This window comes from Pseudomonas lactucae, assembly GCF_016937615.1.
GTDB classification, from domain to species: domain Bacteria; phylum Pseudomonadota; class Gammaproteobacteria; order Pseudomonadales; family Pseudomonadaceae; genus Aquipseudomonas; species Aquipseudomonas lactucae.
Map to the genome: position 1 here is coordinate 21,932 of NZ_JAFHKI010000050.1, position 15,759 is coordinate 37,690.

Here is a 15,759-nt window from a genome sequence, read left to right on the forward strand (position 1 = left end):
CACCCTCGACAGCTGCTACGCAAGGGACTCGCTCAAGATGTGAAGATACCCATGCTGCGATGGCAGTGTGTCAGGAATGGCGCTTGGGCAGTTCGATCAGCACCTTGAGCCCACCCAATTCACTCTCTTGCAACTGCAGCACCCCGCCCCACACCTCGACGATATCGCGCACGATACCCAAGCCCAGGCCATGGCCATCAGTCTGCTCATCCAATCGCGCACCACGGCTGAACACTTGATCACGCTGGGCTTCAGGGATACCGGGGCCGTCGTCCTCCACCGTCAACAGGTAAGCGTCCTCGGTTTCGCTGACGTTCAGGCGAATTTCGGCATCAGCCCACTTACACGCGTTGTCCATCAGGTTGCCAAGCAGTTCCAGCAAATCCTCACGATCCCACGGCAGTTGCAGCCCGGGGCCGGCGTGGTAACTCAGGTCCAGGTGCTCGCCATGGATCATGTTCAAGGTGGCCAGCAGGCCAGGCAGTTCCTTTTCACAGTCAAACAACGCGCCCGGCAGGGTTTCGCCGGCCAGGCGCGCGCGGTTGAGTTCACGGTTGAGACGGTGCTGCACTTGCTCCAACTGCTCGCGCAACAATTTGCTCAGTTCGGGTTGGTCCTTGAGCGCTTCGCTCGACGCTGCGCTGAGCAGCACCGCCAGCGGGGTTTTCAGCGCATGCCCGAGGTTGCCCAAGGCATTGCGCGAGCGTTTAAGGCTGTCTTCGGTGTGGGCCAACAGGTGGTTGATCTGCGCGACCAAGGGCTCCAGCTCCACGGGCACCTGGGTGTCGAGTTGCGAGCGTTGCCCCTGCTGCAACTGGGCAATCTGGTTACGCGCGGTTTCCAGTGGACGCAACGCACGGCGTACGGTCAGGCGTTGCAGGATCAGCACCAGCAATAATGCCGCCAGCCCGAGCACCAGACCGATCTGACGCATCAGGCGAAAACTTTCACGCACCGGGGTGTAGTCCTGGGCCACGCTGATGGAAATCGACTGGCCAAAGCGCTTGTAGTCCGCACGCAGCACCAGCAGTTGCTGGCCTTCCGGGCCCAATTGCAGGTTGCCCTTGATCCCGCTCTCGGGCAGCCGGGGCAGTTCCTGATCCCACAGCGAACGAGAGCGCCAGTGGGTGTCGGCAAAATCGATGCGGAAGTAATGCCCGGAAAATGGCCGCTGGTAGGCCGGAGATAAACGCTGCTCATCCAGTTGCACGCCGCTGGGCCCGCGTACCAGCGCCACCAGCAGGTTTTCGGCGTCGTTGCGCAAGCCGGCTTCCAGGTAGCGCTGCAAACCGGCTTCGAACAACCACAGGCTGGTTTGCGCCAGTACCACGCCGACAATCACCATCACGCTGATCAAGCCCAGGCTGAGGCGCCGCTGAATCGACCTCATGCAGGGCTGGCGCCGAACCGGTAGCCCTGGCCGCGCCGGGTTTCGATCACGCTGCGCCCCAGTTTGCGGCGCAGGTGGTTGACGTGAACTTCCAGCACATTGGAGTCGCGCTCGGTTTCACCGTCATACAAATGCTCGGCCAGGTGGCTTTTCGACAGGATCTGTTCGGGGTGCAGCATGAAGTAACGCAACAGGCGGAATTCGGCGGCGGTCAGTTGAATCTCGTCGCCATCCCGCAGCACGCACTGACGGCCTTCGTCCAGATGCAGCCCGGCGGCTTGCAAGGTGGGCTGGTTGGCCTGGCCGTGGGAACGACGCAACAGTGCCTGGATGCGCAGGTGCAGTTCCTCGGGGTGAAAGGGTTTGCTCAGGTAATCGTCGGCACCGGCCTTGAGCCCTTCGATACGCTCGGCCCAGGAGTCGCGCGCGGTGAGAATCAGCACCGGCGTGACCAGCGCGGCGGCACGCCATTGCGCCAGCACCTCAAGCCCCGGCAAGCCGGGCAGGCCAAGGTCGAGAATGATCAAGTCGTAGGGTTCACTGCGGCCCTGGTACGCGGCGTCGCGCCCATCGGCCAGCCAGTCGACGGCGTAGCCCTGGCGCTGCAGGCCGGCCGACAGCTCATCGGCCAGGGGTACGTTGTCTTCCACCAGGAGCAGGCGCATCAGTCTTCCTCATCTTTGATCAGCACACCGGTGGTCGCGTCCAGCTTGATCTCGCGCACCACTCCGTCGGTGGTCAGCAGTTCCACTTCATAGGCATAGTGGCCATGTTTTTTTTCAAGCTCGGCCTCCAGCAGGCGCGAACCGGGATGCCGCTCCATGGCCTGCTGCAGCAGTTGCTCCAGCGGCAGGATCACGCCCTGCTGGCGCAGCGCCAACGCTTCGTCCTGGTTGAGGTCGCGGGCCTGCAAACCTGAGCAGAACACCACGAGCACCAGTGCCACTCGACTGCCGGTGCGTAAATTTACCGTCATTACGTATCCTGATGATTCTTGAGAACCTGCCCGGAGAGCGCGTCCAATTCGATGTCCCACTCAATGCCGTTGCTGTCACGCACTTCGACTTCATAGACGTACTTGCCGTAGTCCTCATCCAGATCGGTGTCCAGCAGTGTCGAGCCAGGGTGCAGGGCCAGAGCCGTGGCTTCCAGTTGGTCGAAGGCAACAATTGTAACAGTGGCGGGCACGATCAGTGGTTTGTCGGGGTCGACAGCGGCAACCTGGGTCGTCGTGACGCCGATCATAACGGTGGCGACCAAGGCTGTGAGGCGCTGCATGATAAGTCTCCGTTACACAATGTTTTTCCTACGCCTGCCACGGTAACGCCTGCAACTTAACTGAAACTGAATTGCCACCATGGCAATTGCGGCGGCACGCCATTTTCCTGCAGCGTGCGAGATTTCCTATACTGCCCCGCTCGCTTCAACAGAGACCGGTATGACAGCCATCCACATCAAATTCCCCGCCATGACCCTCAGGGCCGGTAAACGCGCCCTTACCCGCATTCGCGAACAGGGCTTGAAGCCCGCAGACGTCGGTATCCTCCCTGGCGCGGCCGGCGGCCCCAAGGCGTTGGGCATCCAAGGCCTGGACCTGGCGCTGTTCGGCGACTGGCTGCCGCGTGCGCCACGGGAACGGGCGCTGATCGGTGCTTCGATCGGCTCCTGGCGGTTTGCCAGTGCCTGCCTGCCCGACCCGGTGCAAGGCCTGCTTGACCTGGGCCGCCTGTATAACGAACAGCGCTTTGCCAAAGGCGTGACCATGGCCGAGGTCAGCCGCAGTTGCCAGCGCATGCTCGACGATTTGCTCGCCGGCCGCGATGCGCGGGTGCTGGACAACCCCGACTACCGCCTGAACATCATGGTGGTCAAAAGCCATGGCCTGCTCGCCGATGACCATCGTGGGCGCCTGGGCCTGGGCCTGTCCTCGGTAATCGCCGATAACCTGCGCGCCGCGCACGGCTGTCGCGGCATTTCGAACGGCTGATCATTCACGACCCACGCCAGGCGCCACCGGTGCATCCGCTCACGGATTTTCCCTCGCGCTTCCTTGAGTTGGACACCGGCAACCTGCGCCAGGCGCTGCTCGCCTCCGGGTCGATCCCCATGGTGATGCAAGGCGTGCGCGACCTGCCTGGCGCAGGCACCGGCACCTACCGCGACGGCGGCCTGCTGGACTACCACCTTGACCTGCCCTACCACGGCGACGACATTGTGCTGTACCCGCACTTTACCGACCGGATCATCCCCGGCTGGTTCGACAAAGGCCTGCCATGGCGGCGCAGCAACCCGCAGGGTTTGCAGGACGTGTTGCTGCTGGCGCCGTCCAGGGACTACCTGGCCCGCCTGCCACACGGCAAACTGCCGGACCGCAGCGACTTCAAGCGTTTTATGGGCGATGACAAAAGCCGCAACAAATACTGGCAAACCGCGATGAGCGAGAGCCAACGGCTGGGTGATGAGTTTCTGAAGCTGGCCGATAACGGTGGGCTGGGTGAGCGCTTGCAGGCGCTTTGACCGAGCGGTATGCGCGGTGACGGACCAAGCTGTTAAACTCGCCGCCTGCCAGATACTGACCGAGCTGAAAATACTGTGGAAATCTTCAAGGAATTTACATTCGAATCCGCCCATCGCCTGCCGCACGTACCGGACGGCCACAAATGCGGGCGCCTGCATGGGCATTCGTTCAAGGTGGCGATCCACCTCAGCGGCGACCTGGACCCTCATACCGGCTGGATTCGCGACTTCTCGGAGATCAAGGCGATTTTCAAGCCGCTCTATGAACGCCTCGATCACAACTACCTCAACGACATCCCAGGCCTGGAAAACCCTACCAGCGAAGTGCTGGCCAAGTGGATCTGGAATGAACTCAAACCCCTGCTACCGGAACTCAGCGCGATTCGTATCCATGAGACCTGCACCAGCGGTTGCATCTATCGCGGTGAGTAAACCGGCGTCGACTGTGGTGAGGGCTCCCTTGCCACAGGTCAAACAGACACTGTTCGACTGATCCATTTTGTATCACCACTGCACTGCTTTCGTGCCCGGCCGGCATCGCGAGCACTCCCGCCTGCGTTTTCCCCTGTCTGGCAATAAATACCCACGGCTGCTGCGTTGGCACGCGCGGTGCAACGGGCTTGCGTCACTCATTCAGGGAGCAAGACCATGGCGCAGCAAGAACCGGGCAACGATTACCCCTTAAGCGAAGTTCCCCTGCACGCGCGCAAAGGCCTGGCGTCTACCGCCATGGTGCTGCTGGGCTTCACGTTCTTTACCGCGACCATGTTTGCCGGCGGCAAGCTGGGGGTAGCGTTCAGTTTTACCGAGATGCTCGGCGTGGTGGCCTTGGGAAACCTGCTGTTGGGCATTTATGCCGCGGGCCTGGGTTACATCGCCTTCAAGAGCGGCTTGAATTCTGTCCTGATGGGACGCTTCTGCTTTGGCGAAGTGGGCAGCAAGCTCAGTGACCTGATCCTCGGTTTCACCCAGATCGGCTGGTATGCCTGGGGCACCGCCACTGCCGCCGTGGTGCTGGGTAAATATTTCGAATTAAGCCCTGGCAGCGTGCTGGCATTGATGGTGGTGTTCGGCCTGGTGTTTTGCGCCACGGCCTACGTGGGCTATCGCGGGCTGGAGATTCTGTCCTACATCGCAGTGCCGGCCATGGGTTTGTTACTGATTCTGTCGATGTGGGTCGCCACGCTAAAAGTTGGTGGTTGGGACGGCCTGCTGGCGGTCGTGCCAACCCGTGAGCTGGACTTGTCCACAGCCATCACTCTGGTGTTCGGCACCTTTGTCAGCGGCGCGACCCAGGCCACCAACTGGACGCGGTTTTCGCGTTCGGCCAGGGTGGCGGTGCTGGCCAGCCTGATCGGTTTTTTTATCGGCAATGGCCTGATGGTGCTGATCGGGGCATACGGTGCCATCGTCTATCAACAACCGGATGTGGTCGAAGTGTTGCTGCTGCAAGGCTTTGCCATGGCGGCGATGGCCATGTTGCTGCTCAATATCTGGAGCACCCAGGACAACACCATCTATAACTTCGCTGTGGCCGGCTGCAACCTGTTGCGCACCCGGCGGCGCAAGACGGTGACGCTTGCCGGCGCAGTGATCGGCACCTTGCTCGCGCTGCTGGGCATGTACGACATGCTGGTGCCCTACCTGATCCTGCTGGGCACGGTGATCCCACCGATTGGCGGAGTGATCATGGCAGACTTCTTCTACCGTTATCGCGGCCAGTACCCACGCCTGGCCGAAGCGCGCCTGCCGGCGTTCAACTGGCCAGGGCTGGCGGCGTATGCCGTGGGCACCGTGCTGGCGTTCCATTCTCCGTGGGTTGCGCCGTTGGTGGGGATCGCGGCCGCATCGCTGACCTACATGGCGCTCACCGCCGTATTGCGCGTGCGTGCGCCGGCTACCCAATCTACAAGCGTGGTTTCACGAGAATGGTAATCTGGCCGCCGTCTGCCTGATTGTTTTAGCCAAGAGGAACTTGCCCATGCACATCATCAACGCCCGCCTGCGCAACCGTGAAGGCCTGCATGATCTGCACCTGGAATATGACCGGATCGCCAGCATCACCGCACAAACGGGGGTGCCGGTTTTAGCCACCGGTGATTTGGATGCAGCCGGCAATCTGGTGATCCCGCCCTTCGTCGAACCGCATATCCACCTCGACGCCACCCTCACCGCCGGCGAGCCCCGCTGGAACATGAGCGGCACCCTGTTCGAAGGCATCGAGTGCTGGGGCGAACGCAAGGCCACCATCACCCTGGAAGACACCAGGACTCGCGCAAAAAAAACCATCCAGGCCCTCGCGGCCCATGGCATCCAGCATGTGCGGACCCACGTAGACGTCACCGACCCGGACCTTACGGCGCTCAAAGCCATGCTGGAGGTACGCGAAGAAAGCACGCACCTGATCGACCTGCAAATCGTTGCCTTTCCCCAGGAAGGCATCGAGTCGTACCGCAATGGCCGCGAACTGATGGAAGAAGCCGTTCGCCTGGGCGCCGACGTGATCGGTGGCATCCCCCACTTTGAATACACCCGCGATCAGGGCGTGAGCTCGGTGAAGTTCCTGATGGACCTGGCCGAACGCACCGGCTGTCTGGTCGATGTGCATTGCGACGAAACCGATGACCCACACTCGCGCTTCCTTGAAGTGTTGGCCGAAGAAGCCCGCAGCCGCGGCATGGGTGCCCGCGTAACGGCCAGCCACACCACGGCCATGGGCTCCTACGACAACGCCTACTGCGCCAAACTGTTCCGCCTGCTGGGGCACTCCGGTATCAGCTTCGTCTCGTGCCCGACCGAAAGTATCCACCTGCAAGGCCGCTTCGACAGCTTCCCGAAACGACGCGGCGTGACCCGCGTCAACGAACTGCTCGAAGCTGGCATGAACGTGTGCTTCGGCCAGGATTCCATCGTCGACCCTTGGTACCCGTTGGGCAACGGCAACATCCTGCGAGTGCTGGAGGCCGGTCTGCACATCTGCCATATGCTCGGCTATCGCAACCTGCAAAGCGCACTGGACCTGGTGACCGACAACAGCGCCAAGGCCATGGCTCTGGGTGATCGCTACGGCCTCGAGCCCGGACGCCCGGCCAACCTGTTGATCCTTTCGGCGGACAGCGACTACGAGGTGATTCGCAGCCAGGGCCTGGCGCTGTACTCGATTCGCAACGGCAAGGTTGTGATGAAACGTCAGCCGGCACAGGTAGAGTTTGTGTCGGCACATTGATCAGACGATCGAGTCGATGTCCAGCGGCTGCGGCTTGCCCCTTTCGTTCTGCGTGGCGGGAGGTACGCAGGCGACCTGGGACCGTTCACGGTTTTCACGGTGACTGAACCAACGCTTGAGACTCGGTTGCAAGTGGGCGGCCTGGGCGTGGCTGCCGTAGACATCGCGAGCTTCGAGGCGGCGCCAGCGCAGGGATTGCAAGCGTTCACGACTGGCGTGCAGACGGTCGATTTCGGCGTTCAATGGCTCGTGATGTTCATAGGCACGGTCATTGGCCGGTCGATGTCGGGTCAGTTCTCGCCGCTTGTCTTGAAGCTGTCTGCGCATGGTCTCGAGGGCATGGTCGATTAACTCAAACTCTCTTTGGGTCACCAGCGGGCCGTTGTTTTCCAGGGTTTGTTGCCAACGCCGCAGCGTCGCCCAGGCGGCCGGGATGTAGCTGGCCGTCATGAAATGCTGTTTGTATTGCACCAACTGGCTGATCAAGCTGGCGCGTTCGGGCATATCGCTGTCAGCTTGCAACGCTCGATTGCGGCCTGCCTCTTCGATGGACTCACAACCGGGCTTCCAGAGCACCGATGATTGTGTGCCATCCGGGAGCATGATCGGCATGAAATGCTGTTGCTCGCCATGGTGTTGGTAGGGGTTACCACCGAACCGCACCAGGCCGGCGGCAAATAACAGGCCACCGGCTGTGGGGGCGCTGAATAGCGTAACGAGGCCGGGGACCCAGAGCTTGGCGGTGGTGTTCATCCAGGGCGCCGGGACACTGGGAACGGGGTCGTTGTGGTTGACGATACGGTGGTGGACCAGGGTGGATGCACCGGCGGTGAATTCGGAGTCGGCGGCGCGGGGGGCGCCGTAGGTGTAGAGGAGGATATTGTAGTCACTATCCGACACACGACGCAACCCTTCGGCCAATAACAATGCAATGGCACCGCCCAGGCTATGACCGCAAATGACTATTCGTTGGTCGTTGTAAAACTGACCGAGGTATCGCAGTACGAAATCACGCATCGCCCGGTAAGCCTGATAGAACCCTTCATGAGCCTTGCCGACACCTTCGGCAAACGGTGTTTGATGGGCGTTTGCATCACGCAACCCGTCACTTGGGCTGGCGGTGCCACGTACTGCGATCAGGATCACGTCATCGTGATGGGTGATGAACGCCTGGGTGTCAGTACCGTCTTTTTCGTCATCAAAGAAGTGCAGGCGCGAAGGATATTCCTGATCTTCCTCCAGCTCTGGACGATTTTGTGGATACAGCTCGGGATCGAAGGGCAAAATTTCGAAACGTTTGGAGTAAGGAATTTCTTCGTAGAGCGGATAGAAACGCTGAGTTTGTTCAGGATCAATCCGCCAGGCCTCGTCGTGCCCCGAAAGCTGTTCGGCAAAGAGATTTCCAACGCTCGGGTCCAGCGGAAAATGAACTTTATCCACGGGTTTGACCGGCGGCTCCTGACCGAAATCGCAATAACTCAACGCAGCAAACAACCCCAACTGATACAGGTTCAAGGCACAGAAGTTATCAGCGGTGGACAGCATTGGCCGCAGAGCTCGCAGGGGCCGCACTTCAAGAACAGAGTGGTTGTTGGGGAACAGCACGATGCCCGATAACGTTGACTGGGGAGGGCCAAAACCAAGGTCGTCCATCATTTTCAGGGCATGCCGTTGGGGCTGATGAGTCCGGGGCGCAATTGGAGGTAAGTGTGCAACATGTCTGACCAAATCACGGACTTCGACCTGATAGAACCGATTGGCTTGCTGTTGAGCGGGATTCTTTTCAACGCGCCGACCATCCGCCGCAGCAAATCGAGTTCCTTCCGCGCGAAACTGAAGTTCTGTAATAGGAAGTTTATAAGTGGGGCGCGTCATTAACCGCTGATAGGGTTGCTCTGCCCCGGAATAAAGATCGTCAAAAATAAGAACCACCGGACCACAATAGATATCCGTTATTTTGACAAAGCCGTCTCCGTTCAAGCGTCCTTTATAGTGTTGTCCGGCACTGTCGTAAACGGTATACGGCAGACCACCATATGAAGAGCCCGTTCCGAACTCATCAACCAAACAAAAGCTAATCCAATGCCCTCGCAGTGAGCAGGCAGGTTTTTTATCGCTGAAAAAATTTTGCTTCCGTGCGTCCAGCTTCATGAGCTTTCTCCTTTTTACTTGCAGGATGGATAAACCTCACAGATGCGACCATCCGGCATTTTTATAGGCTTAAAGTCGGTGAGATTCCCGTTGCAGTAAGCGTATGGGTCTTCGAAGTTTTTCCCCTTGCAACGCTTCCAACCACCCGGAACGGCTACCCAGTTATCGTCGATAGCAGGCGCCTCCTCACCACTTAATCTCAGCGCCATCCTGAGGGTTTTCCCCGCTAGCTGATCTCGTCGTGCGACGCCACCTGCCGATGCTCTTTGCAATTGGCCTGCAGCGTCTAGAGAATTGCATTTAAGAATTTTTATGATTGCCTGCTTTCGTCCTATCGTCCGGAATAACCATTGACACTGCCCCAGCAACTGCTGAACTCCCTGGTCTGGCATCTCTGAGGAATGGGTATTGGTGCGATCTAAAATTGAGATGCCGCCAATGTCCCCGCCAATATCCGCGTCACGACTCCCCCACTTCGCATAAACATCAAACTCCACCCCGCGCAATACCAACGGGCATCCATTCACAGTTTCAGTCAGCGGCAGTTGATAACTCAGCCGATGAGCCACTGGTGTGTAATCGGTAAAGAACACTTTGCGTTCCGGCCTCTTGCCTCGACGACGCGGCAAGGTGCAGGTTTCCCCCGTTGCGGGCCGGTAATTGGCGGCCGTTTTAAGTTTAAAATTCGCCGGTAAATCCACCTCCAACGTAAAGCTCTCAACCGGCCGACCCACGCACCCAAAAAGCCCCGCCGTACCCAGCACAATCAGCACACCCAAAACTTGCCTATTCATCCTTCTTCTCCAGCGAACGCCACTGCCATACCACCCGGTCAAAGTGTTCCTCGGGTGTTTCCCACTCCTTCGGCTGCCAGCGAATCACGCTGGTGCCAGTAGCCTCTTCCAATCGTCGCACGACCAAAAACTCCAACTGCTCGGGCCGGTTCCATTGCCAGGCGCGAGCCTGTTCCAGCACTTGGATCAGCCACACTTTGGGGTCTTGGAATTCGACCAGCGCGACCAGGTTTTCACTGTGTTCAGCCAGCAGATAACGCAGGATATTGGCGTGCAGGATGGCGCGGGCGTTGGGGTTTGGAGCTTTCAGCCAAGGGGCGGGATCGGGCACAGGGTACTCGCCAGGGGCGGGATTATCGGCGCTGTGCCAGCGGTCTTCGTGCCAGTAGCAAACGCTGATCAATGGACCGAGCAAGACCGCCCGATCCTGCAATGGTAGATAATCCAATGCGCGTGCGAATGTGCGATTGTCGTGAAAACGGTACAGCGACTGCTGACCTGCCGGCCCGACCAGCAGCCGCTCGCGCCAGTGCTGATTCAAGCTCGACAGGTCCGTGGTGGGTATGCTGCCCAACCAGCCCCAATTCGTTTCTGGCTGTTCTAAAAGGTCGAGCAGCGCAGCCTCGCCCATCTGCTCCAGCAGCAGAATCACCGGGCCTGTGGTAGCGATTTCCGCCAGCGGGGTTTGGGCGTAGAGGCTGAAATACGCTGCCACGTCGCGGACGGCCAGCATAGGCTGGCGTGCTGCGTTATCGCCCTCAAGCATCAGGCAGAGCCTGCGTCCTGCCTGCATCTGTTGGAACATCCACTGGTTTGGAGGATTTTCCATCAGGCAGCCCTCTCACGGATATCGCACAGGCCTTCGCGGCAGCGTTCACACACAGGGCAGAAGTCCGCGCCCAGTTGCCTGGCCAGGTTCATGATGGCACCTTGTACGGCGGCGACTTTCGGCTCCTCGGCCACCCCCTGGGTACGCGTCGACGGGGTCGCGCACGGCGAGCCACCGAGCGTGATAGGGCGACTGCTGAAAATACCGCCCGCCTGGATGACCAGATGCTCCCCACCCGCCTTGAGACTCAGCTGTGCACCCGCATCGATCACCAGGCTGGCGCCGGCCTTCAGATGAACCTGCTGTCCAGCCTCGATCAACAGGGTCTGTCCCACATAGGTCCGGCTGTCGCCCTGCACATGCAGATAATCGTCAGCCTTCAGAACCACCTTGCGATCCCCGGTGACCTGGTGATGCTCCTGGTTTTCCAGGTGAACCGTGCTTAACCCGCGAATAATTTCCCGCCGTTCTCCCATCACCTCCAGGCGGCTGTCATGGCCCACCTGTTGTTCCAGGTCCCGCTGTGCCCGAAGGTAGATAAGCTCCTCGCCGCGTCGGTCTTCCAGGTACACCTCGTTGGAGCCGCCACCGCCCAGGGTGCTGCGGCTGCGCAGAACACTTCGGGTCTTGTGCTGAGGCAATGGATAGGAAGGCATGTGCAACGCATTTGGCAGGCAGCCGTTAATCAGCGGCTGGTCGGGGTCGCCTTCGAGAAAGGTCACCAGCACTTCCATGCCCACGCGCGGGATCATCGTTGCGCCAAACCCGTCACCGGCCCAACCGGACGCCACCCGTACCCAGCAACTGCTTTTGTCATCGGACGTGTCCAGGCGGTCCCAATGAAAGCGCACTTTCACCCGGCCATATGCATCGCAGTGCACCTCCTCACCGGCAGGCCCGGTTACCGTGGCGGTCTGGCTGCCGTTGATACCCGGTTTGGGATGTTTGTGAGGCGGCCGATACGTCGCGCGCCAGGGGGTTGCAGTGAAGCGGTTGCGATAGCCGTGGAAGCTATCGATCTCTCCCATCACCCTACCGGCCAGCTCTTCCAGCACCTGCGGCTGATAGCCTTCGTGACGTACCGAAGTGATCAACCACAGGTCATTGCAGGATGGATCTGGATGATCATGCAGCTCCAGGAAATGCCCGCTGCGCAGCGCCGGCTGATCACTCCTGCCCAAGGCGCGCTGACGGTCACTGTGATGACGCTCCAGCGCCCGACGCGCCAGGCGCGAACCGTGGGCATGCCCGGTAAAGCCGGCCGGATAGCTGTAGTCTTCAAGGGGATGTCTGCAATCCGCACCCGCCGCGTCCTGCAGGCACAGGGAAGGATGCTCGAAATCGTGATCACGCCGCACCGTTCGCCGACTGCGGGTGGCCAGGCGCACATCGAAACGCTGGATTACCCGCATTTGGGCCTCGGGCCCTCCGGCAGCGCAATAACGCTGTGCGGGCAAGCGGCGAAACACCGTCTGGTCATCACCGAACACCAGCACATGCGCGTCTTCGCTGTGGCGAAAGTGGTAGTGAATGCCCTCCTCTTCACACAGCCGCTGGATGAAATGCAGGTCGGTTTCCGCGTACTGCGCGCAGAACGTGCGTGGCGGATAGACCACCGGGCCCAGCTCAAAGGAATAGGCGTCAGCCAGGATGCCGTGAGACTCGAGGACCGACGCGATGATCTGCGGAACGCTGCGCTGCTGGAAAATTCGTTGGTCACGCCGATGGGCAAGGCACGCAAGGCGCGGCGCGAGCGTCAGGTGATAGCGGGTAAGTCGTCGTCCGGGGTCATCCCGGCCGATTGTGTACACCTGCCCGTGCAGCCCTTCGTTCGCTTCGCCCAGATCCAGGTAGGCCGGTTGCTGGAGCATCGCCTCCAGGTCCAGAAACGGGTTTTCACTGATCACCTGCACCTGGATGAAAAAAGGTTGATCGAGGACCTCGCGACCTTTGAACGCTACGACCTGAAAGTCGGTATCTATATATGGAAGAATCAATTTGAAACGTGACGAAACAAACGCGTTAACCATCCGTTGTTACCCGCCCTAATTAACCAGTATCGGACTGAAAGACTTCCTCCCGCAAAACAGCGAATAAGCTTTCGAGAAAAAGCGCCTGAACGCTCTGAAGCTTAGCGATTTCAGAAAAAAAACGGCCGCTTAAAAATAAAAAAGAAGTTTCGCACAGCGAAAATGGAAGTATCTTTTGCAAAATAAAAAAACACACCAATGAGCCACTTCTTACATATAAGAAATGCCCTACAACGACTTGAGTTAATTAACTAACCAATAGAGAAACAGCTGACACCCGTACAGGCTATCAGCCGTTCAAAAACTTATGCCTGAGGTCGCGCGGTCCCGAACAGGCTGACGCTCAGCAACGTATCGTCCTGAACCTGCAAGCGCACTGGCGCAATGCCACCCGGCATCACCACCGCCACTTCGCCGGCCTCGACCCAGCCCGCCCGCCATGCAGCACAGGCCACGGCACTGGCGCTGGTTCCGGAAGACGCCGTGGGGCCTTCGCCCCGTTCGAAGACCCGGGCGACCACCCGGTTGTCGGGTTGTCGGGCGGCCCACTGCAAATTGATCCCGGCAACACAGGGTTGGCCGCTGCCCGCAGGCGGTGCGAAGGCTATCGCCTGCAGCGCTTCGAACAGGGCGGGCCGTTGCATCTGTGAGTTGTCCGGCAGGGCCGACGCCTGTTCAACCAGGGTGACGCAATGGGGATTGCCCACACGCACAAACTGGCTGTGTGCCCAGTGCGGGTCTATCGCCGCCAGCGCGCTGACGTGGCTGAGTTCAGTAGCGCCCAGCAACACCTGATCCACATCCCTCGCCCCCACGGCCGACGGTCCGAAGACGGGTAACCCCAAGGCCAGCCAGAATCCCGCGACGTGCTCAAAGACCGCCGGCTCAACCCATGTCGCCACCGGTGACGCCCCATCGGGCTGGTCATGATGCACGCGCAGTTCACAGCCGTCGGTCATCAAGCCCTGGTCGGTGAGCGCCTGGGCAAAGATGGTCAAGCCATTGCCACTGCGCTCGGCCAGGGAGCCGTCGGTATTGACGATCAGCAGGTCGAACGGCGGCAGGGCCTGGAACGGGCCGACCAGCAAGCCATCGCAACGATGGGCCTTGCCCTCGGCCGGGTGCGGGGTCTCCCCCCACTCGCATTCGGCGGCAATGGCCGATGCGGCCCAGGCCTTGCGCGTACGCGCCGCCGACGCTGCGCTGTCAGGCACGCCGATGCCCTGGCGCCTTAAGGCCGCCGGGTTGACCACCGCATAGATATTGCCGCGTGCGTCGTAGAACAGGGTCATAGGAGTATCCATCTCAGCCATCGCTGACGATCAAAATAGAAACAGGCGACCCGATTGTGTGGGAACCAAGCGTTGCACGCCACCAAGAGGCGGTCTGGAAGGTGGTAATCCACAGCGGGAACCCTGGGGTTCAGCATTTCCCACCGGGATTACGCACCTTCCAGAACGCCTCCTACACACCCGACAGTGTGTATGTGGTCGTCGGCCTCCGTAGCGTTCCAGCTGTGTAAAAATAAAATTCAAGGCGGCGTCTCCCGTGGAACCTCCCTCGCGCCCTATGGCCTGATGTGCAAGGATGTCGCGCCGGACATCGTTCGTTGAACGCAAAAAACAAGGATTTTTCATGACTGCCATTCCCACCTCAGCCCCCGTGGTGCCAGGGCGCCTGGAGCAAATGTCGACCCGAATCGCGTTTTTCATTGCAGGCTTCGGTATCGCGGCCTGGGCACCGTTGGTGCCGTACGCCAAAGCGCGCGCGCAACTGAATGAAGGCACATTGGGTCTGCTGCTGTTGTGCCTGGGGGTGGGTTCGATCATCGCCATGCCCATGGCCGGTCTATTGGCGTCGCGCTTTGGCTGCCGTCGCGTGCTCACAGCCGGCACGCTCATGATCTGCCTGGCCTTGCCGATGCTGGCCACGGTCAGTTCGGTACCGCTGCTGATCGCCGCGCTGTTCCTGTTCGGCGCCGGCCTGGGCACGGTGGACTCCACGGTCAATTTGCAGGCCGTGATTGTCGAAAGGGCCAGTGGCAAAACCATGATGTCGGGGTTTCATGGACTGTTCAGTCTGGGAGGCATCGTCGGTGCGGCGGGTGTCTCAGGGCTGCTGGGCCTGGGTTTGTCGCCGTTGCAGGCAACGCTGGTGGTGGTGGTCGTGACCCTTGCGGCGCTGCTCAAGGCCGGGCCGCATCTGCTGCCTTATGGTAGCGAAAGCTCCGGGCCGGCGTTTGCGGTGCCCCATGGCGTAGTGCTGTTTATCGGTTGCCTGTGTTTTGTCGTGTTTTTGGCCGAGGGCGCCGTGCTTGACTGGAGCGCCGTGTTCCTCAGCGCCGAACGTGGCCTGGATGAGGCCTACGCGGGCCTCGGTTATGCCGCGTTCGCCTTGACCATGACGGCCGGGCGCCTCACCGGTGACGCCATCGTGCGTCGATTGGGCCCCACGTGGGTGATTATGGGAGGTGGCTCTCTGGCCGCGACCGGCCTGTTCCTTGCCACCCTGTCACCCGCTTGGGAGATGGCGCTGCTGGGCTATGCCCTGGTGGGCGCGGGCTGTTCCAACATTGTGCCGGTGCTCTACACCGCCGTCGGCAAGCAGAATGTCATGCCTGAACACATTGCCGTACCGGCCATCACCACCCTGGGGTATGCCGGGATACTGGCCGGGCCTGCGGTCATCGGGTTCATCGCGCATGGCAGCAGTCTGGCCACGGCGTTCTTGCTGATTGCAGGGATGCTGGCGGCGGTGGCGGTCAGCGGCAAAATATTGCGGGTCTGAGCAAGGCGCGGCGCAGGCGCTTGAATCGTTCAATA

The 15,759-nt window shown here is 60.3% G+C and carries 13 protein-coding genes and 1 pseudogene; 5 read left to right on the top strand and 9 right to left on the bottom strand.

Translation table 11 applies throughout. The features are described 5' to 3' along the window. Positions 1-70: 70 nt before the first annotated feature. The 4 genes from JWR98_RS09725 to JWR98_RS09740 are packed head-to-tail and all read right to left on the bottom strand — an operon-like array spanning position 71 to position 2,668. Positions 71-1,390 carry an ATP-binding protein gene (locus tag JWR98_RS09725; protein ID WP_078732462.1) on the bottom strand — a complete coding sequence of 440 codons (1,320 nt, stop codon included), beginning with the start codon at positions 1,388-1,390 and terminating at the stop codon, positions 71-73. Next, a complete protein-coding gene (locus tag JWR98_RS09730) occupies positions 1,387-2,055 on the bottom strand; it encodes a response regulator transcription factor (protein ID WP_078732461.1) in 669 nt (222 codons plus the stop codon). Before JWR98_RS09730 ends, JWR98_RS09725 begins: the two co-directional genes overlap by 4 nt. Next, positions 2,055-2,366 (bottom strand): PepSY domain-containing protein, encoded by a 312-nt coding sequence (locus tag JWR98_RS09735; RefSeq protein ID WP_205489863.1) that lies wholly within the window; start codon positions 2,364-2,366, stop codon positions 2,055-2,057. Before JWR98_RS09735 ends, JWR98_RS09730 begins: the two co-directional genes overlap by 1 nt. Then, a complete protein-coding gene (locus JWR98_RS09740) occupies positions 2,366-2,668 on the bottom strand; it encodes a PepSY domain-containing protein (RefSeq protein WP_078732459.1) in 303 nt (100 codons plus the stop codon). Before JWR98_RS09740 ends, JWR98_RS09735 begins: the two co-directional genes overlap by 1 nt. Before the next feature lie 160 nt (positions 2,669-2,828). Between JWR98_RS09740 and JWR98_RS09745 the strand changes: the two are divergent. The 4 genes and pseudogenes from JWR98_RS09745 (at position 2,829) to codA (ending at position 7,133) form a co-directional block, all read left to right on the top strand. After that, positions 2,829-3,907: pseudogene (locus JWR98_RS09745) on the top strand (patatin-like phospholipase domain-containing protein). A 75-nt stretch (positions 3,908-3,982) separates the two neighbouring features. After that, positions 3,983-4,339 carry a 6-carboxytetrahydropterin synthase QueD gene (gene queD, locus JWR98_RS09750; RefSeq protein ID WP_003173033.1) on the top strand — a complete coding sequence of 119 codons (357 nt, stop codon included), beginning with the start codon at positions 3,983-3,985 and terminating at the stop codon, positions 4,337-4,339. Positions 4,340-4,555: 216 nt separating this feature from the next. Continuing rightward, positions 4,556-5,842, top strand: a complete 1,287-nt coding sequence (gene codB, locus JWR98_RS09755) for a cytosine permease (RefSeq protein ID WP_205489865.1) — start codon at positions 4,556-4,558, stop codon at positions 5,840-5,842. A gap of 46 nt (positions 5,843-5,888) precedes the next feature. Next, entirely contained in the window at positions 5,889-7,133 is a 1,245-nt protein-coding gene (gene codA, locus JWR98_RS09760) for a cytosine deaminase (RefSeq protein WP_078732456.1), read from the top strand. On the opposite strand, the gene JWR98_RS09765 is transcribed toward codA, so the two are convergent. The 5 genes from JWR98_RS09765 to JWR98_RS09785 all read right to left on the bottom strand — a co-directional run bounded on the left by JWR98_RS09765 (position 7,134) and on the right by JWR98_RS09785 (position 14,229). Then, on the bottom strand, positions 7,134-9,284 hold the full coding sequence (locus JWR98_RS09765) for a lipase family protein (protein ID WP_078732455.1): 2,151 nt from the start codon (positions 9,282-9,284) through the stop codon (positions 7,134-7,136). A gap of 14 nt (positions 9,285-9,298) precedes the next feature. Continuing rightward, positions 9,299-10,078, bottom strand: a complete 780-nt coding sequence (locus JWR98_RS09770) for a hypothetical protein (RefSeq protein ID WP_078732454.1) — start codon at positions 10,076-10,078, stop codon at positions 9,299-9,301. Beyond that, a complete protein-coding gene (locus JWR98_RS09775) occupies positions 10,071-10,907 on the bottom strand; it encodes a DUF4123 domain-containing protein (RefSeq protein WP_205489867.1) in 837 nt (278 codons plus the stop codon). Before JWR98_RS09775 ends, JWR98_RS09770 begins: the two co-directional genes overlap by 8 nt. Beyond that, a complete protein-coding gene (gene tssI / locus JWR98_RS09780; RefSeq protein WP_205489868.1) occupies positions 10,907-12,937 on the bottom strand; it encodes a type VI secretion system tip protein TssI/VgrG in 2,031 nt (676 codons plus the stop codon). Before tssI ends, JWR98_RS09775 begins: the two co-directional genes overlap by 1 nt. A gap of 305 nt (positions 12,938-13,242) precedes the next feature. Then, complete coding sequence (locus JWR98_RS09785; protein ID WP_205489869.1) at positions 13,243-14,229, bottom strand: diaminopimelate epimerase; 987 nt, start codon at positions 14,227-14,229, stop codon at positions 13,243-13,245. Positions 14,230-14,572: 343 nt separating this feature from the next. On the opposite strand from JWR98_RS09785, the gene JWR98_RS09790 reads away from it, so the two are divergent. Beyond that, on the top strand, positions 14,573-15,724 hold the full coding sequence (locus JWR98_RS09790) for an MFS transporter (protein ID WP_078732450.1): 1,152 nt from the start codon (positions 14,573-14,575) through the stop codon (positions 15,722-15,724). The last annotated feature ends 35 nt before the right edge of the window (positions 15,725-15,759 follow it).

What these genes read in the sequence shown, in the direction of transcription:
- codA (WP_078732456.1), top strand. Translation starts at nt 5,889, where the DNA reads ATGCACATCATCAACGCCCGCCTGCGCAACCGTGAAGGCCTGCATGAT.
- JWR98_RS09730 (WP_078732461.1), bottom strand. Translation starts at nt 2,055, where the DNA reads ATGCGCCTGCTCCTGGTGGAAGACAACGTACCCCTGGCCGATGAGCTG.
- JWR98_RS09775 (WP_205489867.1), bottom strand. Translation starts at nt 10,907, where the DNA reads ATGGAAAATCCTCCAAACCAGTGGATGTTCCAACAGATGCAGGCAGGA.
- JWR98_RS09785 (WP_205489869.1), bottom strand. Translation starts at nt 14,229, where the DNA reads ATGACCCTGTTCTACGACGCACGCGGCAATATCTATGCGGTGGTCAAC.
- JWR98_RS09790 (WP_078732450.1), top strand. Translation starts at nt 14,573, where the DNA reads ATGACTGCCATTCCCACCTCAGCCCCCGTGGTGCCAGGGCGCCTGGAG.
- JWR98_RS09740 (WP_078732459.1), bottom strand. Translation starts at nt 2,668, where the DNA reads ATGCAGCGCCTCACAGCCTTGGTCGCCACCGTTATGATCGGCGTCACG.
- tssI (WP_205489868.1), bottom strand. Translation starts at nt 12,937, where the DNA reads ATGGTTAACGCGTTTGTTTCGTCACGTTTCAAATTGATTCTTCCATAT.
- JWR98_RS09770 (WP_078732454.1), bottom strand. Translation starts at nt 10,078, where the DNA reads ATGAATAGGCAAGTTTTGGGTGTGCTGATTGTGCTGGGTACGGCGGGG.
- codB (WP_205489865.1), top strand. Translation starts at nt 4,556, where the DNA reads ATGGCGCAGCAAGAACCGGGCAACGATTACCCCTTAAGCGAAGTTCCC.
- JWR98_RS09735 (WP_205489863.1), bottom strand. Translation starts at nt 2,366, where the DNA reads ATGACGGTAAATTTACGCACCGGCAGTCGAGTGGCACTGGTGCTCGTG.
- JWR98_RS09725 (WP_078732462.1), bottom strand. Translation starts at nt 1,390, where the DNA reads ATGAGGTCGATTCAGCGGCGCCTCAGCCTGGGCTTGATCAGCGTGATG.
- JWR98_RS09765 (WP_078732455.1), bottom strand. Translation starts at nt 9,284, where the DNA reads ATGAAGCTGGACGCACGGAAGCAAAATTTTTTCAGCGATAAAAAACCT.